Below are 26,605 nucleotides of genomic sequence, written 5' to 3' on the forward strand. Positions count from 1 at the left end.
CCTCGTCCACTCACCTACATTGCTACGCTCTGCCAGAGCAATGTGGGCAAATGAGGGCGTTTTACCGCATTTCCTCTGGTGCAGCAGTGCCCGTAATGGTGAGGCCAGACCTCAATACGGAAGCGACAGCACGCACCAGCCCAAGTCTGGCGACGCTCAATTCTCGGTTTTTATCGTTAACAAAACGTAATTCAGGTTGTTCTTTACCTTTATTCCAGTGCGCATGGAAGAAGCTGGCCAGGTCATAGAGGTAAAATGCGATGCGATGCGGCTCCTGCGAAAGCGCGGCGCTCTCGACGATCCGCGGATATTCGGCAAGCTTCGCGACAAGCTGAAGTTCGTTCGGATCGGTGATTTCGCCGACAGTCGAGGCAAGGTCGAGCGAATCGACATCGAGATCCGGGAACGCGTCCTTCGCCTGCCGGAACACCGACATGCAACGGGCATGCGCATACTGTACGTAGAAGACCGGGTTATCTTTGGACTGCTCCGTCACCTTGGCAAAGTCGAAGTCGAGCGGCTCGGAATTCTTCCGGTAAAGCATCATGAAGCGAACCGAATCGCGTCCGACCTCGTCGACGACCTCGCGCAGCGTGACGAAATCGCCGGAACGCTTCGACATCTTCACCGGCTCGCCATCGCGATAGAGCTTGACCAGCTGGCACAGCAGCACCGTCAGCTTCGCTTTGCCGTCCGAAACGGCGCGTGCGACAGCTTCAAGCCGCTTCACATAACCGCCATGGTCGGCACCAAGCACATAGATCATCTCGTCGAAGCCGCGATCATACTTCTCCTTGAAGTAGGCCACGTCGGCGGCGAAATAGGTATAGCTGCCGTCCGACTTGATCAGCGGCCGGTCGATATCGTCCCCCACTTCGGTGGAGCGGAACAGCGTCTGGTCGCGATCTTCCCAGTCTTCCGGCAACTGCCCCTTCGGCGGCGGCAGCTTGCCCTTGTAGACATGCCCCTTGAAGGTCAGATCGTTGATCGCAGCCCGGATCGCCTTGGCGCCGTCCGCATGCAGGGTGCGCTCGGAGAAGAACACGTCGTGATGGACGTTGAGCGCTTCGAGATCCTCGCGGATCATCACCATCATCGCGGCAACCGCGCGATCCTTGACGATCGGCAGCCATTCCTCTTCCGGCATGTTGTGCAGGCGCGGGCCGTATTCTGCAGCCAGCTCCTTGCCGACCGGCACGAGATAATCGCCCGGATAAAGCCCGGCCGGGATCTCACCGATATTTTCACCGAGCGCTTCGCGGTAACGCAGGAACACCGAGCGCGCCAGCACCTCGATCTGCCCGCCGGCGTCGTTGATGTAATATTCCTTCGTCACGTCGAAGCCGGCAAAGCCCAACAGGTTGGCCAAGGCATCGCCGACAACCGCGCCACGGCAATGGCCGACATGCATCGGGCCAGTAGGGTTGGCGGAAACATATTCGACATTGGTCTTCTTGCCCGACCCGACCTTCGAGCGGCCGTAATCCGTACCCTGCTCTATCACCGAAGCGAGCAGGCGCTGCCAGTAGCCGGTCGACAAACGGATATTGATGAAGCCCGGCCCGGCAACGGAAACCTCACTGACATCGGGGTCGTTGCGCAACGCCACCGAGATCAGGTCCGCCAGCGCCCGCGGATTGGTGCCGAGCGGCTTGGCCAGCACCATCGCCGCATTGGTGGCCACATCGCCATGGCTCTGGTCGCGCGGCGGCTCGACGGTCAGGCGTCCGAAATCGACCTCTCCGCGCTTTTCCTTGACGATATCAATCGTTTCCAGCGCATTCTTAATTCTCAGATCGAAGTCAGCAAAAAGGTTCATATCTCTTATCCGCGCGACATGCGTGCGGACCCTTGGAAAACGGTTGGTCTTTGACGCGAGGGCCTAGCGCAAATCGGGAGTCTGGTCAAACAACTCCCCATGCACCCGGATCGCGTAAGTGTCGGTCATGCCGGCAAGATAGTCGGAGACGTGGCGGGCCTTGGCGGCAAGCTTCAGCCCGGAAATGTGATCGACCCAGTAATGGCTGCGCATTAGCGTCGGATCGTTCATATAGGCCTCGAACAGGTCCGTGACGATTTGCGAAGCACCGGCGCGGATGCGCATGATGTCCGGATGGCGATAAATGCGCGAAAACAGAAGCTTCTTGATCTGCCTGTCGGTCTCGGCCATCGCCGGGGAGAAGGTGGCGATCACCCTGCCCGCTGCCCGCACATCGGCAGCGCTTTGCGGCTTCACGGCAGCAAGATTGGCCTGCGCCACGCCGATCACGTCCTCGACCATATGGGTGATCTGCCGGCGCGTGACCTCGTAGGCGAAACGGCTGGCCTCCAAATGCGGATATTTCTCCCGCACCTGTCGCATCAGCCCGGCAAGGAACGGAACCTCTTCCAGCATCTCGAAGGTCAAAAGCCCCGAGCGCAACCCGTCATCGATATCATGGGTATTGTAGGCGATATCGTCGGAAATCGCCGCGACCTGCGCCTCCAGGCTGGCAAAGCTTGCAAGCTCCAGGTCGTGCAGCAGGCAGTAATCGCGGATCGGCTGCGGCACGGGGCCTTTCAGCCCCTCGCCATCCGCCGTCATCAGCGGGCCGTTATGCTTGACCAACCCCTCAAGGCTCTCCCAGGTCAGGTTGATGCCGTCGAATTCCGCATAGCGCCGTTCCAGCTTGGTGACGATGCGCAGCGACTGGGCATTGTGGTCGAACCCGCCATAGGGCTTCATCACCTCGTCCAGCGCGTCCTCGCCCGTATGACCGAACGGCGTGTGGCCGAAATCGTGAACGAGAGCGACGCCTTCGGCGAGATCCTCGTCGAGTTTCAGCGCACGGGCGAGCGCTCGGGCGATCTGCGCCACCTCGATCGTATGCGTCAGCCGGGTGCGGTAATGATCGCCGTCGGGGCTGATGAACACCTGCGTCTTGTGCTTCAGCCGCCTGAATGCCGTCGTATGGACGATCCGGTCGCGGTCGCGCTGAAACTCGGAACGTGTCAGGCTGCCGTCTTCGGGAAACATGCGTCCGCGGGAGGCCCAGGGGTCGGATGCATAGACGGCACGCTCGCCGCCGCCGAAGCCAAGTGTCCGGGTATCGATTGTCATGCCTTCACCTGCATTCGCGCCGTCCTGCGGCATCAATGGCACAGAGCATTGCGTCAGAACCATTGACGTGCCCTTCACGTCTTCATACCTATAGTGCGGCCGTGCGCAACGGCGGTGACATCTATCTTCGAGTTATTTGGGCCGATGCCTGAAACTCACCGGGCCTTCACCCCGGCAGGAGACGAAATATGAGTGAAAATGTAACCCTCTCCGATTCGGCCGCCAAGCGGATTGCCGAAATTGTCGCAGCCGACGGCGTCAAGCAGGCGCTGCGCGTCTCCGTCGAAGGTGGCGGCTGTTCCGGCTTCTCCTACAAGTTCGACCTCGCGGATGCCCCCGAGGCCGACGACATCGTGGTCGAGAACGGCAGTGCCAAGGTTCTGATCGACAGCATGTCGCTGGTCTACATGGCCGGTTCCGAGATCGATTTCGTCGACAACCTGCTCGGCCAGTCGTTCCAGATCAAGAACCCCAATGCGGTTGCAAGCTGCGGCTGCGGCACGAGTTTTGCCATCTGACATCGCTTTGTTGAGGCTTTTCAGGCAATCCGGCTTTTCTCTCGCGCATGATCGGCTAAAAGAAGCGGATCGTGTACGAGGGTGAAGGCATGAAGATCGCGACCTGGAACATCAATGGCGTCAAGGCACGCATCGATAACCTGCGCCAGTGGCTGGCCGACAGCTCTCCCGACATCGTCTGCCTGCAGGAAATCAAGTCCGTCGACGAGGGATTTCCGCGGCTTGAGATCGAATCGCTCGGCTATCACGTCGAGACCCACGGCCAGAAGGGCTTCAACGGCGTCGCGATCCTGTCGAAGCAGAAGCCCGATGAAGTCATGCGCGGCCTGCCGGGTGGCGAAGCGGCCGATGGCACGGTGGACGAGCAGTCACGCTATATCGAATGCGTCTTTTCGGTCGAAGGCGGCGCGATCCGCGTCGCATCGATCTACCTGCCGAACGGCAACCCGGCCGGCGACCCGGACAAATATCCCTACAAGCTCGCCTGGATGGAACGCCTTCGCCGCCACGCCGAAACCTGCCTCGCGCTCGAAGAGCCGCTGATCCTGGCCGGCGACTACAATGTTATCCCCGAACCGCATGACTGCTTCGATCCCGCCGTCTGGGCGACCGACGCGCTGTTTCTGCCCAAGACGCGGGAAGCCTTCCGCCGTCTGGAAAACCTCGGCCTGACCGACGCCGTGCGTGCCACGACGGACGCGGCCAAGCTTTATTCTTTCTGGGATTACCAGGCCGGCGCCTGGCCGAAGAACAACGGCATCCGCATCGACCACCTGCTCCTCTCCCCGGAAGCGGCGGACCGCCTCAAGGCAACCTCGATCGAAAAGCATGTTCGCGCCTGGGAAAAGCCGTCCGACCACGTTCCGGTGGTCGGCATATTCGACTTCGCTACGCAGTAAGGGCCGACAATAAGGGCTCCAGCGGCAGGCGCCGCTAGTCTGGTGCTAGGGGCAATAGGTCCGGTTGAGACGGCCGATCAGTCTTCCGAGGCGACCATCTGATGCGATAGGGTGACAGCGCCGCGGCGATCCTTCTCGTCGGCAACGGAGAAGGCCTGTTCCTGCAGCTGTTCCATCCAGCCGCAATCCTTCGGTGCACAACGGTCAAGCGCCGCCGTCATGAAAGCCAGCCCCCGCACGCTCTGGCCTTCCTGGAACAGGATATTGCCGAACACGGCCATGGCGCCCGGATGACCGCTCTTGCGTGCCTGGTTCAGCCACTTCTTGGCCTGCTGGATATTGGCATTGCCGCCCTCGCCCGACAGCATCATCTTGGCGAGCTGATACTGCGCCTCGGCGACACCGAAAGTCGACGCCACCTGGAAATAGAGCTGGCGGGCCTGATAGAGGTCCACCTTGACCGGGCTGCCCGGAATGCCGTGGCTGTAGTAATTGGCAAGCGACAGAAGCGCGTTGACGAAGAAGCCGGTATCTTCCGATCCGGGCTCGACGCCCTGCGCTGCAATTTCGTTATAGATCTTGAAGGCGGCGTAATCGTCCTTGGTCACGCCGTCGCCATCGGCATACATGTTGGCCAGCGCCCAGCGCGAGCCCGTATGTCCTTTTTCCGCCGCGTAACGATAGGCCTCGACCGCGTCTTCCTTCTGGCCATTCTTGTAGGCCTTGAAGCCGAACTTGAACAGGTCGAACGGGCCGGACTCCTTCGTCACCCCTGCCTTGATATCGAAGGCAAAGGCAGACCCGGCGCACATGACCGCCAGTGATAGTCCAAGAAGCAATACTCTCATGGATCCGGTGTTAGACCTTGGCATGGTTCAGTTTCTTTCGACCCGCGCACAGGACGTTGCCGCGGCGTGCATTATTGGCCTTGCGGATAGAAATTCCGGACGACGTGTTCCGAAACTTCCGCTCCCTGACAGGCGAGAGAAACTGTAGGTACCATTTTCGGCAAGACTAGGACCCTGCCGAAAAGCTGCATCATGACCGGAAAGCGAAACAGAAATTCGCTCGCCCGGACAGACAACGCCCCGTTTATCTTTGGAAAACCCGCCCATCATACTCCAACATGCACAGCCAGCCCCCGCAAGCCGCGCTCTTTACTTAGCTATCGCTGCGCTCCGTTTGTGGCGGGAAATGGACAAAAGTCCTACCCCTTAAGCGCGGCGCGATCGTCACAAACAAATGTTGCTAAATCGTCACATTTTTCCGATGTCACGGAAACGTTTCGCAAGAAAAAGCCCGGTCGAAACCGGGCTTTTGTGGCGTGGTAAAAGAAATGCTCAGAAGCGAACCTTGAGCGAGGTCGACAGGGCTACGGCGAGATCGCTGTCGTACTTGTAGGTGGCGTCTTCACCGATCGTGCCACCATCGACGGTCATGGACTTGGAAGTACCGCTGGTCATAAGTCCGATCACGCCACCCAACCGGATCTCGACATTCTTGGTCGGAGAATAAGCAACACCGGTGCTGAGCAACCAGGTATCGGACTGGCTGCCATAGGCCTGAGACGTGCCACGATCCCAGGTGATGCTGGCCGCAGCACTCCATTGATCGTTGAATTTATGGCCAATACCGCCGGTGATCGTCCAGCCGTCGCGATAGCCGAGTTCGAGATCAGTGATCTTCGCGCCGCTCGCGCTATAGAAGGGAATGGTCTGCAACTGGCTCCAGTCGGTCCATTTGACCGAACCGAAAGCCAACCAGTCTGGCGCAATGCCGCTTTGCAGCTTGAGTTCCAGCGCATCCGGCATCGCGGTCGAACCGCTAACCGGGATGACCGACCCGCCCAGCGGGCTGACTGCGCTCGGCACCTGCGTCAGGTCGACGGTACCGGAGACGTCATTGAGCTTGACCTCGCTGTAATAGACGAGGCTGGCGCGAAATGCATATTCGGGGATTTCGTAGGCGGCGCCGGCGCGCCATCCCCAACCATGGCCGGAGAGATCAAGACGGCCTGTACCGTTATAGGGAAGGCCACCGAGCACTTCCGGCGCGATGACCAGGCTTTCCTTGAACCCGTCCATTTCCAGATAATTGCCGCCGCCGATGACGCGCAACTGGCCGGGTCCCATGTCGAACCGATACGAACAGGTCAACGCATAGTTGTCGCTGTTGATCTTGGTCTCGATATTCTGATAGGCGCCGGCCCAGTTGGCACCCGGCTTGGTATGCGCACCATAGGGCTGCGAATAATCGAACATGCAATCGGCATTCTCGTAGCCGATCTTGCCGCCGATACGCGGCGACCAATAGCCCTCGTCCTCTTTCCCGGAGGATGAATAGCCCAGTGCGTTCAACGAGAAAGGCGTCGTTCCGCTGGTATCCTGAACGTTTTTCAGCTTGCGATCCGGCATGACGAACGTCGCCGTCGATTCGAACGCCGCCTGCGAAGGATCGAACAGAAGGTCGATATTATAGCCGCCCCGCTCCACGCCGCCTGCGAATGCCTGTGAATGCAGCCCCCCCGCTGCCAACAAGAGCGCCGCAGACCGTGTGATGTATTTTCCTACCATGTCGTCTCCCACTCCTGGTAAGTTCTACCAAGCCCACTGTAGATGGATCACTCTAAACAACAACTTTCGGCTGCCGGGACGATTGCGGCGCACAACCGCTCAAAATTTACGTAAACCCATCAACAACAGAGTGAGAATCGACCGGAGCAGGATAAAATTACCTGCAGAATTGACGGATCGCAGCTACCGCTAGAATTTTATGTTGTGGGAACCTGCACCTGTGGCGATAGCGCAACAGATCGGCTTTCTCCCCCTGAGCAACCGCACAATTTTCGAATTCACGCCGAACGGCACAGGCATCAAAAGAAATGCCGCACCCGTTCCCGGATGCGGCATCTGATTGTCGGAATCGTTGAGGAAATTCAGCCTGCTTCGGAAATCCGCAACAGCGCGATCTTGAGATTGGCGAGCTGAACTTCGAGTTCGGCATAGCGTTCGCGGTCGGCTGCGACCACGTCCGGATCGGCATTGGCGATGAACTTCTCGTTGGAAAGCTTCTTGTTGAGGCGCTCCATCTCCTGTTCCGTCTTGACGATCGCCTTTTCGATGCGGGCCTTTTCGGCGACGAGATCGATCAGGTTGCCGAGCGGCAGGCAGACGGTCGCCTCGCCGACGACGATCTGGGCGGCCCCCTTAGGCGCAACATCCGCAGGCTCGATGCTTTCGACACGCGCCAGTCGCTTGATCGCAGCCTCGTGGCGGCGCATGCGGAATGCGGTCTGCTCATTGGCACCGACGACGATCAGAGGCGCTATCGCGGACGGCGGCACGTTCATCTCCGAACGGGCCGAACGCAGGCCTGAAACCAGATCGACCAGCCAGTTGATCTCGTCGGCCGCTTCCTCGTCGCCGAAATCGGCAGCCGGCCAGTCGCCATGCGCCAGAAGACCGTCGCGCTCGGCCGTATGCGCCCACAGTTCTTCCGTCATGAACGGCATGAACGGATGCAGCAACGCATAGGTCTTTTCCATGACATAGGCCATGCAGGCCTGGGCTTCCGCCTTCGCCTGCTCGTCCTCGCCCATGAATACCGGCTTCAGGAGTTCGACATACCAGTCGCAGACCTGGTTCCAGACGAAACGGTAGAGACCGCCGGCCGCCTCGTTGAAGCGGTAGGTCTCGATCGCCGTCGTCACCTCATCGACAGTTTTCGACAGCTCGGTCAGTATCCAGCGGTTGACCGTCAGCTTGGCGTCGTCCGGCGAGAAGGAAGCGTTGCGCGCAACACCGTTCATTTCGCCGAAGCGGGTGGCGTTCCACAGCTTGGTGCCGAAATTGCGATAACCGGCAATGCGGGCCGGATCGAGCTTCACGTCGCGGCCCTGCGCTGCCATGACGGCCAGCGTGAAGCGCAATGCGTCCGCGCCATATTCGTCGATCAGTTCGAGCGGGTCGATGACGTTGCCCTTCGACTTCGACATCTTCTGGCCGTTCTTGTCGCGAACCAGCGCGTGTACATAGACCGTGTTGAACGGCTCGACCGGATTGCCTTCCTCGTCCTTCATGAAGTGAAGGCCCATCATCATCATCCGGGCAACCCAGAAGAAGATGATGTCGAAACCGGTGACCAGCACGTTGGTCGGATAGTAGCGTGCCACTTCCGGCGTCTTGTCTGGCCAGCCGAGCGTCGAGAAGGGCCAGAGCGCCGACGAAAACCAAGTGTCGAGCACGTCTTCGTCGCGGGTCAGGATTTCGCCCGGCTCGAAGTTTTCAAGCTTCTCCTGCACCCAGGCCTTCCACGGGCCTTCATGCGCCAGATAGTGCTGGACAGCGGCTTCAAGCGCCTCTTCTTCCGTCTTTTCGACGAAGCACTGGCCGTCCGGACCATACCAGGCCGGAATCTGGTGTCCCCACCAGAGCTGGCGCGAAATGCACCAAGGCTCGATATTTTCCATCCATTCGAAATAGGTCTTGTCCCAGTTCTTCGGCACGAAGTTGGTGCGGCCTTCGCGTACAGAGGCGATTGCCGGCTCTGCCAGGGTCTTGGCATCGGCAAACCACTGGTCGGTCAGCATCGGCTCGATGACGACGCCGGAGCGGTCGCCGAACGGCTGCATGATCTTTTTCTTCTCGACGTAAGGAATGTCGTTGCCTTCGGCATCCCTGACCGTGACGGCAAGCCCCTCGGCATTGATCGCCTCGATGATCTTGGCGCGGGCAACCATGCGGTCGAGACCGCGATATTCTTCCGGAACGAGGTTGATCTCGTCGACGTCGCTCTCGCTTGGCAATTCGCCCGACCTGGTAATGGCGGCGGCCCGTGCGGCGCATTCGGCATAGCTGTCGCCATCGGCACGCATCGCAGCAACCGTATCCATCAGGCGGTAGAGCGGGATCCTGTTGCGCTTGGCGACCTGATAGTCATTGAAGTCATGCGCGCCGGTGATCTTCACCGCACCCGAACCGAAGGTCGGATCCGGATATTCGTCGGCAATGATCGGGATCAGACGCCGATGTTCCTTCGGCCCGACCGGGATTTCGCAGAGCTTGCCGACGATTGGAGCATAGCGTTCATCCGACGGATGAACGGCGACCGCACCATCGCCCAGCATGGTTTCCGGACGCGTCGTGGCGATCGAGATATAGTTGCGCTCTTCCGACAGGACGACGTTTCCGTCGGCGTCCTTCTCGACATAGGTATAGGTCTCGCCGCCGGCCAGCGGGTACTTGAAGTGCCACATATGGCCGTCGACTTCGCGGCTTTCGACCTCGAGGTCGGAAATCGCCGTCTCGAATTTCGGGTCCCAGTTGACCAGACGCTTGCCGCGATAGATCAAGCCTTCCTTGTAGAGCGAAACGAAGACTTCGAGCACGGCCTTTGACAGGCCCTCGTCCATCGTAAACCGCTCGCGCGACCAGTCGCAGGAAGCGCCGAGGCGTTTCAGCTGGTTGAAGATCAGCCCGCCGGATTCAGCCTTCCATTCCCATACCTTGTCGACAAAGGCGTCGCGCCCCATGTCGCGGCGGCCGGGCTGCTGGCGCTCGGCAAGCTGACGCTCGACGACCATCTGTGTCGCGATACCGGCATGGTCCATGCCCGGCTGCCACAGCACGTCCTTGCCGCGCATGCGCTCGAAGCGGACCATGATGTCCTGCAGCGTATTGTTGAGCGCGTGGCCCATATGCAGCGAGCCGGTAACGTTCGGCGGCGGGATCACGATGGTGAAGGTTTCCGCACCCGGCTTGGCATTGGCGCCGGCGCGGAATGCATCCGCATCGTCCCAGGCTTTTGCGATCTTCGGTTCGACGGCGGCGGAATCGTAGGTCTTCTCGAGCATTTCCTGACCCGTTTTTATTTCTGAATGAGATGCAGGGTTGTTAAAGACGTGGGGGGTGGCAAGTCAATAAAAAAGCCGCCCCGTTGCCGGAGCGGCCATATTCATTGACACATGCGGCAGAATTAGCGGCCCAATTACCTGCGGGGACCGCGGGCCACGCGCTCGATCTCTTCGCGCACGAGGCGCTCGACCAGCGTCGGCAGGTTGTCGTCCAGCCATTCCTGCAGCATCGGCCGCAGCATTTCCTGCGCCATGTCCTCGACCGAGCGGCGTTCAAGCCCGTCGAAAACCTCGGCGAGTTCGCCGAAGGACTTGGCCACCTGGGCACCAGCCGCCTCGGACAGAAGCCCGGCCATGGCGGACATCGAGGTGATCGCCGGCGCGGAAACCGGAGCAGAAGAGAGATCTGCGGAAACGGTCGGCTCAGCGACAGGCTCGGGAGATACGACGGCAGGCACAGGCGCGGAGACCGGCTCCTCTGCCGTCATCTCGACGGCAGCTGCCGGTTCCGTTGCGACAGACACCGGCTCTGGCAAGACCGCAGGCACGCTCTGCAGCGGTTCAACCAGCGCGGGGCGCAGCTCCGGCATGGGCAGCGAAACGATGGAAGCGGAGGTTTCGCGGAAAGGCGTCGGCTTTGCGAAATCCACCTCGGCAGCGCTTGGCTGCAACGGGGGTAGCCCGGCGTCCTCGTCGCGTGTCGTCGATCGTGAGGTCGCCATGTCCTGGTGTCGTGCAGAAGCGGCGCGAACGCGGGCCGCAACATCGGCAAGCGACATCGACTTCTCCGCGGGTGCGGAAACCACGGCAGTGGCAGCGACAGGCTCCGGCGCGCGCGGCAGGCCGGGATCATTGGCCACCATATCCGGTACGAAGGAGCCCTCGTCGAAATCCTCGATCTCGTCGTCGGCATAGGAGGATGACGCGTCGTGAAGCGCAGCCGCATCCGATGTCGGATCGTTGCTTTCGATGATCCTGCGGATCGATGCCAGGATCTCCTCCATGGAGGGTTCACGCGCTACATTTGGCTGAGCCATTTCGTCCTCGTAATTGGCGAGTGCCTCTGGCCCGATGATCAGGGCCGAACTCGCTTTACTGTAGGCGCTTGGCCGTCAGACACAATGAGACGCAAAGCGCGAGATGCGGCGATACACAGATTTTGCGCGCATCTGAGTCTCTCCCGCCACAGGCGAGCGGCTGAAATAGCGGGCAATAAAAAAGGAGGCGACCGGCGCCTCCCTGTTACGTCGCGTCAACCTGTCAGGCCTCAGAACACGAATTCCTTCGCCTTCACGAAGCCCGGCAAAGGCTTGATGGAGAGATTGAAACGGGAGCTTTCCGAAATCGCGCCATGCTCGCGAAGCAGCACCTTGGCCTGCGCCGCATTGCCGTAACCGACGACGGCGACAAGCCGCCCGCCTTCGGAAAGCTGCTCGAGAAGCACCGAAGGCACTTCCTCGATCGCACCGTCGACGAAGATCAGCTCGTAGGGAGAAGACGCCGCATGCCCCTGCGCCATGTCGCCAGTGACGACCGTCACATTAGGACAGTTGAACGACGCCAGATTGGCGCGTGCCTGCTCGGCAAGGCTGGCATCGACTTCAAGAGCAGTCACAGAACCGGCAAGCTGCGACAGCAGCGCCGCCACATAGCCGCTTCCGGCACCCAGAAGAAGAACACGGTCGTCCTTGGAAATCTCTGCTGCCTGCAACAGCTTTGCCAGCGGCGATGCATCCATCATGTAACGGCCCGGAGCCAGCGCGATATCCGCATCGGCATAAGCCAGTGCCTTGACCTTTTCCGGCACGAACGCCTCGCGCGGCACGGACAGGAAGGCCCGCAGAACGGAGTGCGACGTCACGTCAGTTGTCCGGATCTGGCTTTCCACCATCTTAACCCGGGCGGCCTCGAAATCTATCATGTCCTGTGCCTCGAATACGGTCTCACGACTGCTCACCACCCGTCTTACTGGCGAGCGGCGGTGGTTTCAAGACAGCGCAGGCCCGCACAGGAAAAAACCCGTCCTGCGGCCGCCGCCGGCCATGAGCCAGGCCGTCCAGATGTCGCCAAAGCCTATCCCGGCGTGACACGAAAACCTCTTCGCAAGCGCACAAGCGTCGCTGGCGGAGGTCACGATTCGACGCGAACCTGTCACGAAAGATATCAGTTGTTAACAGCAGAATAGCGATTTTTAACCGCCGATAAACCATGATGAAAACAGGAATAATACAATAAAAACAATTTCTTATCGCAAAAAAGCAAATTCGGAGACCGCCGCGGCGCTGCGTCGCAGCACAAGTTTATGCTTCCCATTTGCCACAGAAGCGACATAAACTCTGACAGTCAACGCAAGGAGGCAGACATGGGACGTACTTACCCCCTCAATCTCCTGGTAGTCGGTGCAGCCTTTGTATTCGTGGTCTCGATGCTGTTCATCTAAGACCTGGGCTACCGGTCGTATCTTGCATCCATCAACGTTCGATATGATCCAACATTTCGAAGAACGCACGTTCCCCTTGGAGCATGCGTTCTTCTCAAAATGGAAGCGTCAGGCGGCAGCCACGGCCTTGGTGGCCTGCGGCTTGTAGCCGATATTGTCGAGCACGGCGGAAACCAGCGGCGAGCGGTTCATCGTGTAGAGATGGATATGTGAGAAGCCGCGTCGGCCGAGATCCTCGATCTGCTCGGCGGCAACCTCGGCCGCCACCTTTGCACGCTCTTCCGGCTTCTCGTCCAGGCCCTCGAATCGCGCATCGAGAAAACCCGGAACGGTGGCGCCGCAACGCTTGGAAAACCGCTTGAGCTGCGTCAAGTTCTGGATCGGCATGATGCCCGGAATGACGGGCAGCGTGATGCCGGCGGCGGCGACCGCATCCATGTAGCGGGCAAATATTTCGTTATCGAAGAAGAATTGCGTCAGCGCCCGCGTGGCGCCGGCATCCGCCTTGCTCTTCAACACATCGATATCCGCCGACATGTCAGGGCTTTCCGGATGCTTTTCCGGATAGGCGGAAACCGAGATATCGAAATCGCCGTAATCCGCCAGAGCGCGGACCAGATCGGCGGTCTGGTTGAACCCTTCAGGATGCGGCGTGTAGGCGGTACCGATTCCGGCCGACGGATCGCCGCGCAATGCCACGATGCGGCGAACGCCTGCCGCTCGATATTCCTCGATCACGGCACGGACCTCGTCCTTCGAGGCATCGACGCAGGTCAGATGCGCGGCAGTCGGCATTTTCGTGCCGTCGATGATCTTTGTCACCGCAGCCAGCGTCGGCTCCTTGGTCGATCCGCCGGCGCCATAGGTCACCGTCACGAATTCCGGCTGAAAGAGCGACAGTTGCTCGACGGTTTCCCAGAGCTGCGCCTCCATCTCCTCCGACTTCGGGGGAAAGAACTCGAAGGAGATCTCGAACCGCTGGTCTTTTGTCTTGTCGTTCATGATCACCCTTCCTGGAGAACGGAAATAGCTGCTGCCGGTGGCGTATCGGCCATCAGCATGCGGCGATCCCTCGCCAGCCATATTGTCACTGTCAGCCCGTCATCCTTGTCGGGCGCGATATCGATGGTCTTGTCGAGCTCAAGCCCGATCTTCTCCAGCCAGTCGCTGATCATCTCATGCGAGAATCCGAGACGGACATGCGCATGGTCCTCACGCAGATGCTCCATCTTGTGGGGCGCGAGGTCCACGATCATCAACCGCCCGCCCGGCCGCAATATCCGCGCGGCTTCGGCAATGGCAAGCTCCGGCTGATCGAGGAAATGCAGCACCTGGTGGATCGTCACGAGATCGAAATCCTGCCCCTCGAGCGGCAGGTTGAGAATATCGGCATGCCGGACCGACGCCTTCAGGATGCCCGCCTTGTCGAGATTGGCCCGCGCCACCGACAGCATGTCGCGGCTTGCATCCACCCCGATTGCCCGCCGATAGCGCGGCGCCAGCAGTTGCAGGATCCAGCCGGTACCGGTGCCCAGATCGAGCAGGCTGTCGATCGGCGCAGTCCCCACCAGCTTCAACAGCGCCTGCTCGACGGCAGCGTCGCTTGCATGCAGCCGGCGCAGCTCATCCCATTCGGAAGCATTGCGGCTGAAATAGGCCTGCGCTCGCTCGGCCCGCTGGCGCTTGACGGCGGAAAGCCGCTCTCCGTCGCGCAGCAGAACCGGATCGTCGGCCGCAGCCGTCGAAAGCAGCGTGCGCACCAGCGTCGCCCCTGCCCCATCCTGCTGGAGGCGGAAATAAGCCCAGGCGCCCTCCTGGTAGCGATCGATCAGCGCATCCTCGGCTAGAAGCTTCAGGTGGCGGGAAATACGGGGCTGTGACTGGCCGAGAATTTCGGTAAGATCGGTCACCGTCAGGTCGCCCCGCGAAAGAAGCGCAAGCAGGCGAAAACGCGTCGGTTCTCCAACGGTCTTGAGCACGTCTACGAGCGTATCGAGCGGTAGCGACATTCAGCCATCCCTATAATCAACATATAAAGATATCTTTATGTGATTTAAGGTGCATTTGCAAGCTGTAACTCGTGGCTTATCCCTCTGAAAAACGACAAAGGGCGGCGTCGCCGCCACCCTTCGCCTGCCTGATGATCTTGAGACGCCGGATCACGGCATCCTGGAATTCAGAACTCCTGCCAGTCGTCGGTCGCAACAGCCGCAGCCGCACCACCCCTTGCGACACGAGCCGCAGGAGCGGACGAGCGCATTGCCTGCCCCTGCTGTGTAGCGACCCGACCTTGAGGTGTGCCCGCACGCATCTGGCCGGCAACCTTGCGCAAGCCGTCGGTGGGGCGGGAGCCGAGGGTGAAGCTGGAAATCAGCCCCTCGAGATTGCTGCTCTCCTGCGCAAGCCCCGCACCGGCCGCACTCATTTCTTCCACCATAGCGGCATTCTGCTGGGTAGCCTGGTCCATCTGGTTGATCGCGGTGTTGATTTCCGCCAGACCTACCGACTGCTCCTGCGCCGCCGTGGCGATCGCATCCATATGGCGATTGACCACCAGCACCAGCTCCGCGATCTGGGTCAAACCGTCGCCGGTATCGCTGACCAGCTTGACGCCCTCCCCGACAGCAACCGCGGAATTCGAGATCAACCCCTTGATCTCCTTCGCAGCCGTGGCCGAGCGCTGCGCAAGCTCGCGCACTTCCTGTGCAACCACTGCAAAGCCCTTGCCCGCTTCGCCCGCACGTGCGGCCTCGACGCCGGCGTTTAGCGCCAGAAGATTGGTCTGGAAGGCAATCTCGTCGATGACGCTGATGATCTGGCTGATCTGTTGAGAGGACTGTTCGATCCGCTCCATGGCAGCAACCGCATCGCGGACAACCTTGCCGGAGCGATCGGCCTTCGCCGTGGCATCGCGCACGACGTCGCGCGCTTCGCCGGTCCGCTTCGACGTATTGGTGACGTTGGAGGTAATCTGCTCGAGGGCGGCAGCCGTTTCTTCCAGCGATGCTGCCTGCTGTTCGGTGCGCTTGGAAAGCGTATCGGAGGCCGCGGAAATCTCGTCGCTACCGCTTGTGACGGTCGAGACCGACTGCCCCACGCTGAGCAGCGTCGAGCGCAACTGACTGACCGAAGCGTTGAAGTCCCGGCGAAGCGCTTCGAACTGCGGCGCGAATTCCGCGTTGATTTCGCAGACCATGTCGCCGGATGCGAGACGCTTCAGCCCTTCGGCCAAAGAGCCTGTCGCCTGATTGAGGCGTTCTTCTGCATCGGCCTCGGCACGGCGCTGCGCTTCGATGCGTTGCTGCTCGGCGGTCAGGCGATCCGCCTCGGCCGACGCCTCAAGTTCGCGATTGCGAATTGCCGATTGGCGGAAAACCTCGACGGAGCGGGCCATGTTGCCGATCTCGTCCTTGCGCAGAGCGAACGGGATCGCGGCATTCGTATCGCCTTCCGCAAGCATGCTCATAGACTTGGTCAGCGCGCTGATGGGGGCGATGACGCGGCGCAGGACGACGGCGAAGACAACGGCGGCCAAGATCACGACGCCGGCAAGCAGTAGGCAATAGAAGATCATGTTGCCGAACGCCGCCGAAGCCGCATCGATGGCCGTCTGGTTCAACGTATTCATGGCAAGCAGCGCGACATCCGAGATGGTGCCCTGGCTGATCGTGCTGGCAGCAATCCAGTCGTCATAGGTGAGGTTCGGCGCATTGCCGGCGACCAGGCTCTTGATGGCCGCAGTCTGCATGGCAGCGAAACTGCCGCTGAAGAAGCCGTCATCCGCCTTGGCTGCCGCTGCTTTCAGCTCACTCGACACGGACGGATGATTGATGAGCACACGGACCTGAGCCCAGGCAAAGTTCGTCTTCGTTTCGGAAGCAAGCACATCGGTGACTTCGGCCGGCGACAATGGCTTGGCCGTTGCCGTTGCCTTGTTGACAGCCGTTCCGATGCCACCGGAAGCCGCGCGGGCGGCCCACGCAGTCGCACGGATCTGAATAAGATCAACCAGTCTGTTGTCGAGCGAGCGGATTTTCGCCTCGGCGGAATTGGAGGCCTTCTCAAGCTGCGTCAGATAATCGTTGCCAAAGTTCATCCCCCGCGGGCTGACCGCCGGATCGCGCGATTCGAATGGCATGGCGAGCTGACGATCAACCTCGGCACGCAGAGCAAGATTGCCGTCGGTGGCGGTCTTAAGCTGGCTCAACATCGGCGCCAATTCGCTGTCGTTGAGGTCTGCCATGGCGGCGACCACTTCGGCCCAGCCCGCATCGACCTTGGAACGGTAGCTGTTCAGGGCCTGAATTGTGTTCTTGCCGCGCTCGATGCTCATCGACAGCGCCGTCGCAGTCTGGCCGCGTTCCTGGCGATAATTCACCAGCACATCGAACAACCCCTTATCGAGAACCGTCAGGCGCGCAACCTTGTCGAACACGACTCTGTTGTTGTAGGAATGTTGCAGCGACGTGATGGACATAAAGGCCAGCAACAGGCTGACGACAGAAAAGGCGGTTATCAGTACATTTCTTAATGAAAACATAGACTTGCCTCTAATTTTCTTCATATATAATGAAAGATAATTTTCCCTTCGCGACTGTAGCGAGGCGCGTCTAACAAGCCGTTAATTTTAAATTTTCAAGCCCATTTGCGCAGACAAATTGCCGCAGGCCGTCAATAGTAAGCTCAAACGCAAAAAGGCCCGGACGAGCCGGGCCTTTTGTAAAGCAAAGTTCCGAATTGGAGGCCTTATCGCGTCAGGCGCTTATAGGCTTGGCTGCCGGGGTTGAGAGCATCCGGGCCAAGACGACGAACCTTGTCCTGCTCGTAGTCTTCGAAGTTGCCTTCGAACCACTCCACATGGCCGTCGCCTTCGAAGGCGAGGATGTGCGTCGCCAGACGGTCGAGGAACATGCGATCGTGGCTGATGATGATCGCGCAGCCGGCGAAAGCTTCCAGCGCGCTTTCAAGCGCACCGAGCGTTTCCGTATCGAGGTCGTTGGTCGGTTCGTCGAGCAGCAGCACGTTGCCGCCGGCCTTCAGCATCTTGGCAAGGTGAACGCGATTGCGTTGGCCGCCCGAGAGATTGCCGACCTTCTGCTGCTGGTCGCCACCCTTGAAGTTGAAGGCGCCACAATAGGCACGGGAGTTCATGTCGAACTTCCCGAGCTTGATGACTTCGGCACCTCCCGAGATTTCTTCCCAGACGGTCTTGTTGCCATCCAGCGCATCGCGGCTCTGGTCGACATAACCGAGATGAACCGTGTCGCCGACGCGGATCGAGCCGGCATCTGGAGTTTCCTGGCCCGTGATCATCTTGAACAGCGTCGACTTGCCGGCGCCGTTCGGACCGATAATGCCGACGATGCCGCCAGGGGGCAGCTTCAGCGACAGGTCGTTGATCAAAGTGCGGCCGTCAAAGCCCTTCTTGATGCCTTCCAGTTCGATGACCACGTTGCCGAGGCGTTCGGAAACCGGAATGATGATCTGCGCGTCGCCGGGGCGGATGCCCTCGGCCGCGTCGACCAACTGTTCATAGGCCTTGATACGGGCCTTCGACTTGGCCTGACGTGCCTTCGGGCTGGAGGCGATCCATTCCTGTTCGCGAGACAGCGCCTTCTGGCGGCCGGCTTCTTCGCGCGCTTCCTGCTGCATGCGCTTGGCCTTCGCCTGCAGGTAGGCGGAATAGTTGCCTTCGTAAGGAATGCCACGGCCGCGATCGAGTTCGAGGATCCAGCCGGTGACGTTGTCAAGGAAGTAGCGGTCGTGGGTGATCATCATCACGGCGCCCGGATAATCGCGCAGGTGCTTTTCAAGCCAGGCGATGGTTTCGGCGTCGAGATGGTTGGTCGGTTCGTCGAGCAGCAGCAGGTCTGGCTGCGACAGCAGCAGGCGGCAAAGCGCGAGACGGCGGCGTTCACCACCCGACAGATTGTCGACGGCCGCATCCTTGGGCGGGCAGCGCAAGGCTTCCATCGCCATCTCGACCTGCTGTTCGAGGTCCCAGAGATTCTGGCTGTCGATGATGTCCTGCAGCTTGGCGCCTTCATCCGCAGTCTCGTCGGAATAGTTCATCATCAGTTCGTTGTAGCGATCGATGACGGCCTGCTTGTCGGCAACGCCTTCCATGACGTTTTCGAAGGCGGTTTTGTTGGGATCGAGCTTCGGCTCCTGCTCCAGGTAGCCGACAGTCGCGCCCTCGGCGAGCCAGGCTTCGCCGGTATATTCCTTGTCCTGTCCGGCAATGATGCGAAGGACGGTCGACTTACCGGCGCCGTTCGGGCCGAGGATACCGATCTTGGCATCGGGATAGAACGACAGGTTGACGTTCTCAAGGATCTTCTTGGCGCCATAGGACTTGTTCAATCCCGACATGTGATAGATGAACTGACGTGCCATACGTAAAAACGCTCCGGAGGGCTTGGGGGGCTTTTGTTTGCCCGCTATGTAGGCGAAGAAAGGCAAAGGGGCAATGCGAGAGCGGGCGGAGGTGCTAAAATGAGCTTGGATTTTGCGTGGGAAACCTCAAAATTGCAGAGCCCGACAGGTGCTTCGATGGCCTGCCACCATCTACCCGCCGTCGTAACGGAGATGCATCCCGCGCGCGGAATACTTTTGATCTGTCACGGCCTTGCCGAACATTCAAAACGCTATCGCGCCTTCGCCTCTGCCATGGCAGCCGCAGGTTTTCACGTCTATGCCTGGGATCACCGCGGCCACGGCGAGACGACGGCACGGGACGCGCCGATCGGCCGTTTTGCCTTGAAGGACGGAGCGCGGATCGTCATCGAGGATGTAATGGCGGTGCGGGCGCAGGCGGTCCTGGCCCATCCGGGCCTTCCCGTCATTCTCTTCGGTCACTCCATGGGCGGCCTGATCGCACTCAACGCCGCCGTCGATCACCCGGACGCCTTCGATGCCGTCGCCGTCTGGAACTCCAATTTCAATCCCGGCCTTGCCGGCCGCGCCGCACAGGTCCTGCTCAAGATCGAGCGTGCGCTGAAAGGTTCGGACACGCCGAGCGGCCTGCTGCCTCGCCTCACCTTCGGCGCCTGGGGCAACAGCATTCCCGACCATCGCACCACCTTCGACTGGCTGAGCCATGATCCGCATGAGGTCGATGCCTATATCGCCGATCCGCTCTGCGGTTTCGACGCGAGCGTTTCCCTTTGGCTCGATCTCTTCGAACTGACGTTTCGCGCCCCCCCGATGGTCGGCAGGCTTCGCAGGAACCTGCCCGTCTACCTGCTCGGCGGCGGCGAGGACCCGGCCACCAACAAGGCCGAGGAAATCCTCTGGCTGTCGGGGCATCTGCGCCGGAATGGTCTTACCAACGTCATGACCCGATTCTGGCCCAATGCCCGCCACGAGACGCTGAACGACACGATGCGTGTGGAAGCCACCGCCGAATTTGCGGCATGGGCCACGAATGCATTCCACCCGGTCGCCCAATCGGCCTCCCCGTCGGCCACCGAGTCGCCTATATCGCCCGCAGCGGCAGCGCCCGCGGAATGAGGTCATGACTTTTCTTCACGTGCGCATAATGTCGCACGCGGCTATATCCATGCCATGAGCGCAGCCCAGACCATGTCACATCCGCAAGCACAGACGACCAGCATATCTGCAGGCCTCGGCCTGATGATACTCGCCATGCTGCTCGCGCCGCTGATGGACGTGTTTTCCAAGCTCGCGACCGACACCGCGTCGCCGATGATGATCACCACCGCCCGCTTTGTGCTGCAGGGCCTGTGCATGACCCCCTTCGTTCTCGGTTCGGGCGCATGGCGCCGTTTCTCCTGGCGCATGAGCTTTTATCATGCCATTCGCGCCGCGGTCGTCGCACTGTCGATGATCTGCTTCGTCGCCACGCTCGCCGTCATGCCCGTTGCCGATGCCGTTGCGATTTTCTTCATTGAGCCGATTATTCTTACGGTTCTCTCCAGCATCTTCCTCAAGGAGACGATCGGCTGGCGGCGCTACACCGCCTGCGCCGTCGGCTTCATCGGCGCGATGATCGTCATCCGCCCGAGCTTCCAGGAAATCGGTGCAATCGCACTGCTGCCGGTCGTCACCGCCTTCTGCATCGCGATCTTCGCCATGATGACCCGTGCCTTGTCGCAGCGGGAGGATCCCTGGACGATGCAGTTTCAGATGGCGCTCTGGGGCGTACCGATCTGCGCCGTCCTTCTCATCGCAGGCCACGAGGCCGAAATCGATTTTCTCGCCCCGTCCCTGCCCGACGTCACCACCCTCACCTGGCTGCTGGGCGTCGGCATCTTCGCCACCCTCTCCGGCCTGTTCAGCGTCTATGCCTACCGCGCAGCCCCCGCCTCCGTGCTGGCGCCGATACAGTATTTCGAGATCGTCTCCGCCACCCTGTTCGGATGGCTGGTCTTCGATGATTTCCCGGATCCGATCAAATGGCTCGGCATCTCGATCATCATCGGCTCTGGCCTCTACATCATCTGGCGCGAGCGCCGTGTCGCCTCGACCAAGCCCGTCACCACAAGCGAAACCACATCGGTATCCCCCTGACCATGGACATCGCGCAGAAGAAGCCACCGCTCGCCGGCATCCGCGTCCTCGAACTCGCTCGCGTGCTGGCCGGTCCCTGGGCTGGCCAGATGCTCGCCGATATGGGGGCCGACGTCATCAAGGTCGAAAACCCCGAGGGCGGCGACGATACCCGCGCTTGGGGGCCGCCCTTCGTCGAGAGCCGCGACGGTGAAAACCTCTCCGCCGCCTATTACCACTCGACCAACCGCGGCAAGCGTTCGATCGCCGTCGATCTCAAGACCGAGGAAGGCCAGGCGATCGTACGGCGCCTCGCCGCCCGGTCCGACGTGCTGATCGAAAACTTCAAGATCGGCGGCCTGAAGAAATACGGGCTCGACTACGAGAGCCTGAAGGCGGTCAACCCGAAGCTCGTCTATTGCTCGATCACCGGATTCGGCCAGGATGGCCCCTATGCCGCGCTTGCCGGCTACGACTATATCGTCCAGGGCATGTCCGGCTTCATGTCGATCACCGGCGAACCTGAGGGCCAGCCGATGAAGGCCGGCGTGGCGATCGCCGATATCTTTACCGGCATCTATGCCGTCACCGCCATCCAGGGCGCGTTGATCCATGCGATGAAGACCGGCGAAGGCCAGCAGGTCGACATGGCGCTTCTTGACGTCATGTCGTCGGTTCTCGCCAACCAGAACATGAACTACCTGATTTCCGGCATTTCGCCGGTCAAGCTCGGCAACGCCCATCCCAACATTTCGCCCTATGAGGTGATCCCGGTCCATGACGGCCACATCATCCTTGCAGTCGGCAATGACGGCCAGTTCCGGCGGTTTTGCCGCATTCTGGGCATCGAGCAAGTGGCAGATGATGAACGCTACGCCACCAACAAGGCACGCGTCGCCCACCGCATCGAGGTGCGCAGCCTGCTGGTCGCCGAAACGACGAAATGGTCGAAGGCCGATCTTCTCGCCGCCTGCGGCGACAATGCCGTACCGGTCGGGCCGATCAACTCGATCGGCGAGATGTTCGAGGACCCGCAGGTCAAGGCCCGCGGCCTTCGCATCGATCTAGAGGCCGACGACGGCACGGTCATTGCGGGTGTGCGGAGCCCGATCATGCTGTCTGAGACACCGCTCAGCTATCATCGTCCGAGCCCGGCACTCGGACAGCATACGGACGAGATACTGGCCGAACTGAAGAAAATGGAGGAGGATTCCAAGTGACGAAGACCGGTGGCCAACTGATCGTCGAAGCCCTGAAGGCAAACGGCGTCAGGCAAGTGTCCTGCGTACCCGGCGAAAGCTATCTCGCGGTACTCGACGCACTCTATGAAAGCGGCATCGACGTCATGGTCTGCCGCCAGGAAGGCGGCGCCGCGATGATGGCCGACACCTGGGGCCGGCTATCCGGCGAACCAGGCATCTGCATGGTCACGCGCGGCCCCGGCGCCACCAATGCCTCTGCCGGTCTGCATATCGCCCGGCAGGATTCGATCCCGATGATCCTCTTCGTCGGCCAGATCGGCCGCGACATGAAGGAGCGGGAAGCCTTCCAGGAAGTCGAATATCGCCGCGCCTTCACCGAATTCGCCAAATGGGTCGGCGAGATCGACGATGCCCGTCGCATCCCCGAATTCGTTACCCGCGCCTTTGCCGTGGCCACATCCGGCCGCCCCGGCCCCGTCGTCCTGACCCTGCCCGAAGACATGCTGGTCGATGTAGTCGAAGCGCCACAGGCACGAGCTTATACACGCGTCGAAAGCCATCCCGGTCCCTCGCAGATCGCACAATTCGACAAGCTGCTGAAGGAAGCCCAGCGACCGATGATCATCCTCGGCGGCACCCGCTGGAATGAGCAGGCGGTGGCCGACATCGCGGAGTTCGCCGACCGCTTCAAGCTGCCGGTCGGCTGCTCCTTCCGCCGCCAGATGCTGTTCGACCATCTCCATCCCTCCTATGCTGGCGATATCGGCATAGGCATCAATCCGGCGCTGGCAAAGGAGGTCAGGGAGAGCGACCTTTTGATTCTCGTCGGCGCCCGCATGTCGGAAATGCCCTCGTCCAGCTACACGCTGATCGACATCCCCTATCCGGCCCAGAAGCTCGTGCATGTCTTCCCGGATCCGGAAGAACTCGGTCGTCTCTACAGACCCGATCTCGCCATCTGCGCCGGCCCGGCAGAGTTTGCCGCCGCCGTTCAGTCGCTCGAACCGCCGGCCCGGCCGATCTGGGCCGAACGCAAGTCGGCCATGCATGACGCCTATCTCAAATGGTCGACGCCGCCCGGCATCGGCCCCGGCAAGGTCCATATGGGCCCGATCATGGACTGGATCGAGGAAAACGTCGCCGAGGACACGATCTTCACCAATGGCGCCGGCAACTACGCCACATGGCTGCATCGCTTCCATCGCTTCCGCAAATTCAACACCCAGTCCGCCCCGACCTCCGGCTCGATGGGGTACGGCCTGCCGGCTGCGGTCGCGGCCAAGAAGCTGTTTCCCGAGCGCGAAGTCGTCTGCTTTGCCGGCGATGGCTGCTTCATGATGCACGGCCAGGAATTCATCACCGCCGTCCGCTATGACCTGCCGATCATCACCGTCCTCGTCAACAACGGCATCTACGGCACGATCCGCATGCATCAGGAGCGGGAATATCCCGGCCGCGTCAGCGGCACCGATCTCATCAATCCGGATTTCGTCGCCTATGCCAAGGCCTTCGGCGGACATGGCGAACTGGTCGAGCAGACCGAGGATTTCGGCCCCGCCTATCTGCGCGCAAGAGCAAGCGGCAAGCCGGCTATCATCGAGGTCAGGCTCGATCCGGAAGCGATCACGCCGGCAAAGACGCTGACCCAGATCCGCGAAAAAAGCTGACGCCCGGTGCCAGGCATTCGTCATGAAAGCTCGGAACCATCTGACCGTCATGCCGTTTGGTCTGCATGGCTAGTGAAACAAAACGAAAAGCACTTGGAGGGATGTCGACCTTCGTCGTCGTCATCTTCCTCATCGCGGTCGCCCTGGCAGCCTTCTATATGTTCGGCATGACGCCCGGCGAACCCTGATGCTCAGTCAGACGCGGAAAAAGGGGCTGGATATTCCGGCCCCTTTTTCACATCCAAAGCTTAGGGTCTCTTTCCACTTCGGGCAGAGAAGACTTCAGTCAGCGCTTGAGTTCGGTTTTGAACATCTGCGCCAGCCGATTGCAGAATGCGACGGTAAAATCCGCCGTGGCCTTGGCATAGGCACGCGTCGTGGCGGTTTGGGCCTGATTGAAGGCTTGATTCGTGACCGCCATGGGATCTGCATAGGTCTTGCTGGCGTATTTGAAGAAGAGGTTCTTTGAATCCCACACCATGGCGGGCCGCTTGTAGCGGATATCGCAGGCGCGCGCATAGACCATAGCCTGCGCCGCCACCTGCAGTTCCGATCCCGACGGGATCGCAGGCAGGTTTTCGGAACGGGCCGCGGATGCCATGAAACCGGCGGCAATTGCAATCGCCATCAGACCAGTCCTGAACATCCGCGGTCCCTCTTGATCAGATCGCCGCAGTGACGACGAATTCGACCTTGTACTTCGGCGCAGCGAGCTTGGCTTCGCTGGTGGCGCGGGCCGGCGTGTTGGCCGGATCGACCCAGGCTTCCCAGGCAGCGTTCATTTCGCCGAAATAGGACATGTCGGAGAGATAGATGATCGTCTGCAGGATCTTCGACTTGTCGGAACCGACGGCAGCCAGCAGGCGGTCGACTTCAGCCAGGGCGTCCTTGCACTGTTCGGTCACGGTTTCGCCGTCGCCAACCTGGCCGGCGAGATAGACGGTGTTGCCGTGGACGACTGCGCCGCTCATGCGTGCGCCGGGGTCGATGCGCTTGATGCTCATGGGAATGCTCCTGAATGCTGAGCTTTGGGATAACATGGCGCGAAGCGATCGCACCATGCGCGAAAAGATGTGCCGGGCCTGAAGCGGAGAGCCTGGTCGGGTCAGCCCTTGAAGCGCTGCGCCTGTTCGTAGATCGCGGTCGAGCGGGCGCCCGAACGGCAGAAGCCGAGCATCGGCGTCGGAAGATCCTCGACCGCATCGACCATCTCGGTCACACCCTCCGGCGTCAGGCCCATGCGGCCGACCGGGATATGGCGGATTTCCAGGCCAAGTTCCTTGGCGCGCGCCTCGATATCGGCGTAATGCGGCTGGCCGGGCTCTTCTTCGTCGGGACGGTTGCAGACGAGCGACTTGAAGCCGAGTGCCTTGATCTCGTCGAGCTCGTCGACGGTGATCTGTCCGGAAACCGAATACTCGTCGTTGATCTGGCGGATATCCATGGCGCAGCCTCCATTTTTCTGTCGGGCGCCAGCATTACGCGGTGGCTCGACGAGCGTCAACGGAAGAAGGACGCTTATCAGGTGAAAGCGAAACGCAGCGCATAGTCGGCGCTTTCGCCCGGCTGCAGCCACTGCAATTCGCCCGTCCCGGCAAGCTCGCTGCGGCTGGCCAGACGATGCGAAACCGGCTCGATGCCGAGCACATGGGCAGGCGCCTTCTGGTTTCGCCAGATCTGCAGATAGGGCAGTGTATCGGTCCTGAACCTCACCTTCAGCGTTGAGCCGCCGATCGCCGCAATCGGCCCGAGTGCCACCTCCGCCCATGCCTCGCCCTCCCGCGCCGCCGGCACGCAGAAGACGCTGCCGGGCTCCGGCCCGAAATTCCACGGCATCTGCCCATCCTCGAACATCGCGCCGGACAGATGCACCGCATCGTCGAACAGCCATGCGCCGATATTCATGTGATACATATGCACCCGCGCAATCGGCTTGTCCCCGGTATTCGTCACCCTGTCCTGCAGGCAGACTTCGCCCGTGGCGCTGTCGATCCGCCAATGGCGTTCGAGCAGCACCCTGCCGCCATCTGCGGTGACGACAGGCACATGCGCATGGCATTCCGCATCCTCTCCCTGCATTTCCCAGAAGGTGATCTCGGCGGGATGGGACGAAAACGAACCGTGCAGCGGATATGCCCTGCCATCGGTCTCGCCGGCGATCTGGTCGGGATGGCGGATGTGATCGGGACCGCAGGTGAACAGGAACCCCTCGAGCGAGTGATCGATTCGCGGGTCCCCGTCGTCGGGGATCGCCCTTCCCGGCGCGATATCGACATCGTTGACGAAGCAGCCGCCGATGTCGAGCACCGAGCTCTCGTCCAGCAAAATCCGCGGACCAAGCGCTGACGCGAAGGATTTCATGGGCATTTCCTCCTCAAGCTCGCCTCGTGGTTACCGAGGGTGAGCAGAATTTAATG

The 26,605-nt window shown here is 60.7% G+C and carries 22 protein-coding genes; 7 read left to right on the top strand and 15 right to left on the bottom strand.

The window, feature by feature from the left end; all coding sequences use genetic code 11:
• Positions 1 to 61: 61 nt before the first annotated feature.
• Together argS and NCHU2750_RS10860 are read right to left on the bottom strand one after the other, a co-directional pair.
• Positions 62 to 1,819, bottom strand: a complete 1,758-nt coding sequence (gene argS, locus NCHU2750_RS10855) for an arginine--tRNA ligase (RefSeq protein WP_119940448.1) — start codon at positions 1,817 to 1,819, stop codon at positions 62 to 64.
• Positions 1,820 to 1,882: 63 nt separating this feature from the next.
• Positions 1,883 to 3,100, bottom strand: coding sequence for a deoxyguanosinetriphosphate triphosphohydrolase (locus NCHU2750_RS10860; protein WP_119943217.1), 1,218 nt, complete (start codon positions 3,098 to 3,100; stop codon positions 1,883 to 1,885).
• A gap of 188 nt (positions 3,101 to 3,288) precedes the next feature.
• On the opposite strand from NCHU2750_RS10860, the gene erpA reads away from it, so the two are divergent.
• Positions 3,289 to 3,618 (top strand): iron-sulfur cluster insertion protein ErpA, encoded by a 330-nt coding sequence (gene erpA / locus NCHU2750_RS10865; RefSeq protein WP_119940450.1) that lies wholly within the window; start codon positions 3,289 to 3,291, stop codon positions 3,616 to 3,618.
• An 89-nt stretch (positions 3,619 to 3,707) separates the two neighbouring features.
• Positions 3,708 to 4,517 (top strand): exodeoxyribonuclease III, encoded by an 810-nt coding sequence (gene xth / locus NCHU2750_RS10870; RefSeq protein ID WP_119940451.1) that lies wholly within the window; start codon positions 3,708 to 3,710, stop codon positions 4,515 to 4,517.
• A gap of 77 nt (positions 4,518 to 4,594) precedes the next feature.
• Here the strand turns inward: xth and exoR are convergent, their stop codons facing one another.
• From exoR to ettA, 9 genes are all read right to left on the bottom strand, one after another.
• Positions 4,595 to 5,365: an exopolysaccharide production regulator ExoR gene (exoR, locus tag NCHU2750_RS10875; RefSeq protein ID WP_502703786.1), complete on the bottom strand. Its 771-nt coding sequence runs from the start codon at positions 5,363 to 5,365 to the stop codon at positions 4,595 to 4,597.
• 492 nt (positions 5,366 to 5,857) lie between these two features.
• Positions 5,858 to 7,090: an OmpP1/FadL family transporter gene (locus NCHU2750_RS10880; RefSeq protein WP_119940455.1), complete on the bottom strand. Its 1,233-nt coding sequence runs from the start codon at positions 7,088 to 7,090 to the stop codon at positions 5,858 to 5,860.
• A 362-nt stretch (positions 7,091 to 7,452) separates the two neighbouring features.
• Positions 7,453 to 10,368 (bottom strand): valine--tRNA ligase, encoded by a 2,916-nt coding sequence (locus NCHU2750_RS10885; protein WP_119940456.1) that lies wholly within the window; start codon positions 10,366 to 10,368, stop codon positions 7,453 to 7,455.
• 134 nt (positions 10,369 to 10,502) lie between these two features.
• Complete coding sequence (locus NCHU2750_RS10890; protein WP_119940458.1) at positions 10,503 to 11,405, bottom strand: DUF2497 domain-containing protein; 903 nt, start codon at positions 11,403 to 11,405, stop codon at positions 10,503 to 10,505.
• A 230-nt stretch (positions 11,406 to 11,635) separates the two neighbouring features.
• Positions 11,636 to 12,289 (bottom strand): protein-L-isoaspartate O-methyltransferase family protein, encoded by a 654-nt coding sequence (locus NCHU2750_RS10895; protein WP_119940460.1) that lies wholly within the window; start codon positions 12,287 to 12,289, stop codon positions 11,636 to 11,638.
• Positions 12,290 to 12,916: 627 nt separating this feature from the next.
• Positions 12,917 to 13,816, bottom strand: a complete 900-nt coding sequence (metF, locus tag NCHU2750_RS10900) for a methylenetetrahydrofolate reductase [NAD(P)H] (protein WP_502703787.1) — start codon at positions 13,814 to 13,816, stop codon at positions 12,917 to 12,919.
• Positions 13,813 to 14,817, bottom strand: a complete 1,005-nt coding sequence (locus tag NCHU2750_RS10905; protein ID WP_119940464.1) for an ArsR/SmtB family transcription factor — start codon at positions 14,815 to 14,817, stop codon at positions 13,813 to 13,815. The genes metF and NCHU2750_RS10905 overlap by 4 nt, the downstream gene beginning before the upstream one ends.
• 167 nt (positions 14,818 to 14,984) lie before the next feature.
• On the bottom strand, positions 14,985 to 17,348 hold the full coding sequence (locus NCHU2750_RS10910) for a methyl-accepting chemotaxis protein (protein ID WP_119940465.1): 2,364 nt from the start codon (positions 17,346 to 17,348) through the stop codon (positions 14,985 to 14,987).
• A gap of 206 nt (positions 17,349 to 17,554) precedes the next feature.
• Complete coding sequence (gene ettA / locus NCHU2750_RS10915; protein WP_119940466.1) at positions 17,555 to 19,204, bottom strand: energy-dependent translational throttle protein EttA; 1,650 nt, start codon at positions 19,202 to 19,204, stop codon at positions 17,555 to 17,557.
• A 99-nt stretch (positions 19,205 to 19,303) separates the two neighbouring features.
• Between ettA and NCHU2750_RS10920 the strand changes: the two genes are divergently transcribed.
• The 5 genes from NCHU2750_RS10920 (at position 19,304) to NCHU2750_RS31150 (ending at position 24,376) form a co-directional block, all read left to right on the top strand.
• A complete protein-coding gene (locus NCHU2750_RS10920; protein ID WP_119940467.1) occupies positions 19,304 to 20,320 on the top strand; it encodes an alpha/beta fold hydrolase in 1,017 nt (338 codons plus the stop codon).
• A 54-nt stretch (positions 20,321 to 20,374) separates the two neighbouring features.
• Positions 20,375 to 21,340, top strand: a complete 966-nt coding sequence (locus NCHU2750_RS10925; protein WP_245480226.1) for a DMT family transporter — start codon at positions 20,375 to 20,377, stop codon at positions 21,338 to 21,340.
• A gap of 2 nt (positions 21,341 to 21,342) precedes the next feature.
• A complete protein-coding gene (gene caiB / locus NCHU2750_RS10930) occupies positions 21,343 to 22,539 on the top strand; it encodes a succinate--glutarate CoA-transferase (RefSeq protein ID WP_119940468.1) in 1,197 nt (398 codons plus the stop codon).
• Positions 22,536 to 24,188, top strand: a complete 1,653-nt coding sequence (locus tag NCHU2750_RS10935; RefSeq protein WP_119940469.1) for a thiamine pyrophosphate-binding protein — start codon at positions 22,536 to 22,538, stop codon at positions 24,186 to 24,188. The genes caiB and NCHU2750_RS10935 overlap by 4 nt, the downstream gene beginning before the upstream one ends.
• A gap of 65 nt (positions 24,189 to 24,253) precedes the next feature.
• Positions 24,254 to 24,376 (top strand): hypothetical protein, encoded by a 123-nt coding sequence (locus tag NCHU2750_RS31150; protein WP_256377683.1) that lies wholly within the window; start codon positions 24,254 to 24,256, stop codon positions 24,374 to 24,376.
• Between the two features lie 98 nt (positions 24,377 to 24,474).
• Here NCHU2750_RS31150 and NCHU2750_RS10940 read toward each other — a convergent pair whose 3' ends face one another.
• The 4 genes from NCHU2750_RS10940 to NCHU2750_RS10955 all read right to left on the bottom strand — a co-directional run bounded on the left by NCHU2750_RS10940 (position 24,475) and on the right by NCHU2750_RS10955 (position 26,549).
• Positions 24,475 to 24,816, bottom strand: a complete 342-nt coding sequence (locus NCHU2750_RS10940; RefSeq protein ID WP_119940470.1) for a hypothetical protein — start codon at positions 24,814 to 24,816, stop codon at positions 24,475 to 24,477.
• A gap of 34 nt (positions 24,817 to 24,850) precedes the next feature.
• Positions 24,851 to 25,192, bottom strand: a complete 342-nt coding sequence (locus tag NCHU2750_RS10945; protein ID WP_119940471.1) for a RidA family protein — start codon at positions 25,190 to 25,192, stop codon at positions 24,851 to 24,853.
• Positions 25,193 to 25,293: 101 nt separating this feature from the next.
• Complete coding sequence (locus tag NCHU2750_RS10950) at positions 25,294 to 25,632, bottom strand: protein tyrosine phosphatase family protein (protein WP_119940473.1); 339 nt, start codon at positions 25,630 to 25,632, stop codon at positions 25,294 to 25,296.
• A 77-nt stretch (positions 25,633 to 25,709) separates the two neighbouring features.
• Positions 25,710 to 26,549: a DUF4432 family protein gene (locus NCHU2750_RS10955; RefSeq protein WP_119940475.1), complete on the bottom strand. Its 840-nt coding sequence runs from the start codon at positions 26,547 to 26,549 to the stop codon at positions 25,710 to 25,712.
• Positions 26,550 to 26,605: the final 56 nt, after the last annotated feature.

It is taken from the genome of Neorhizobium sp. NCHU2750 (genome assembly GCF_003597675.1).
Classification (GTDB): domain Bacteria; phylum Pseudomonadota; class Alphaproteobacteria; order Rhizobiales; family Rhizobiaceae; genus Neorhizobium.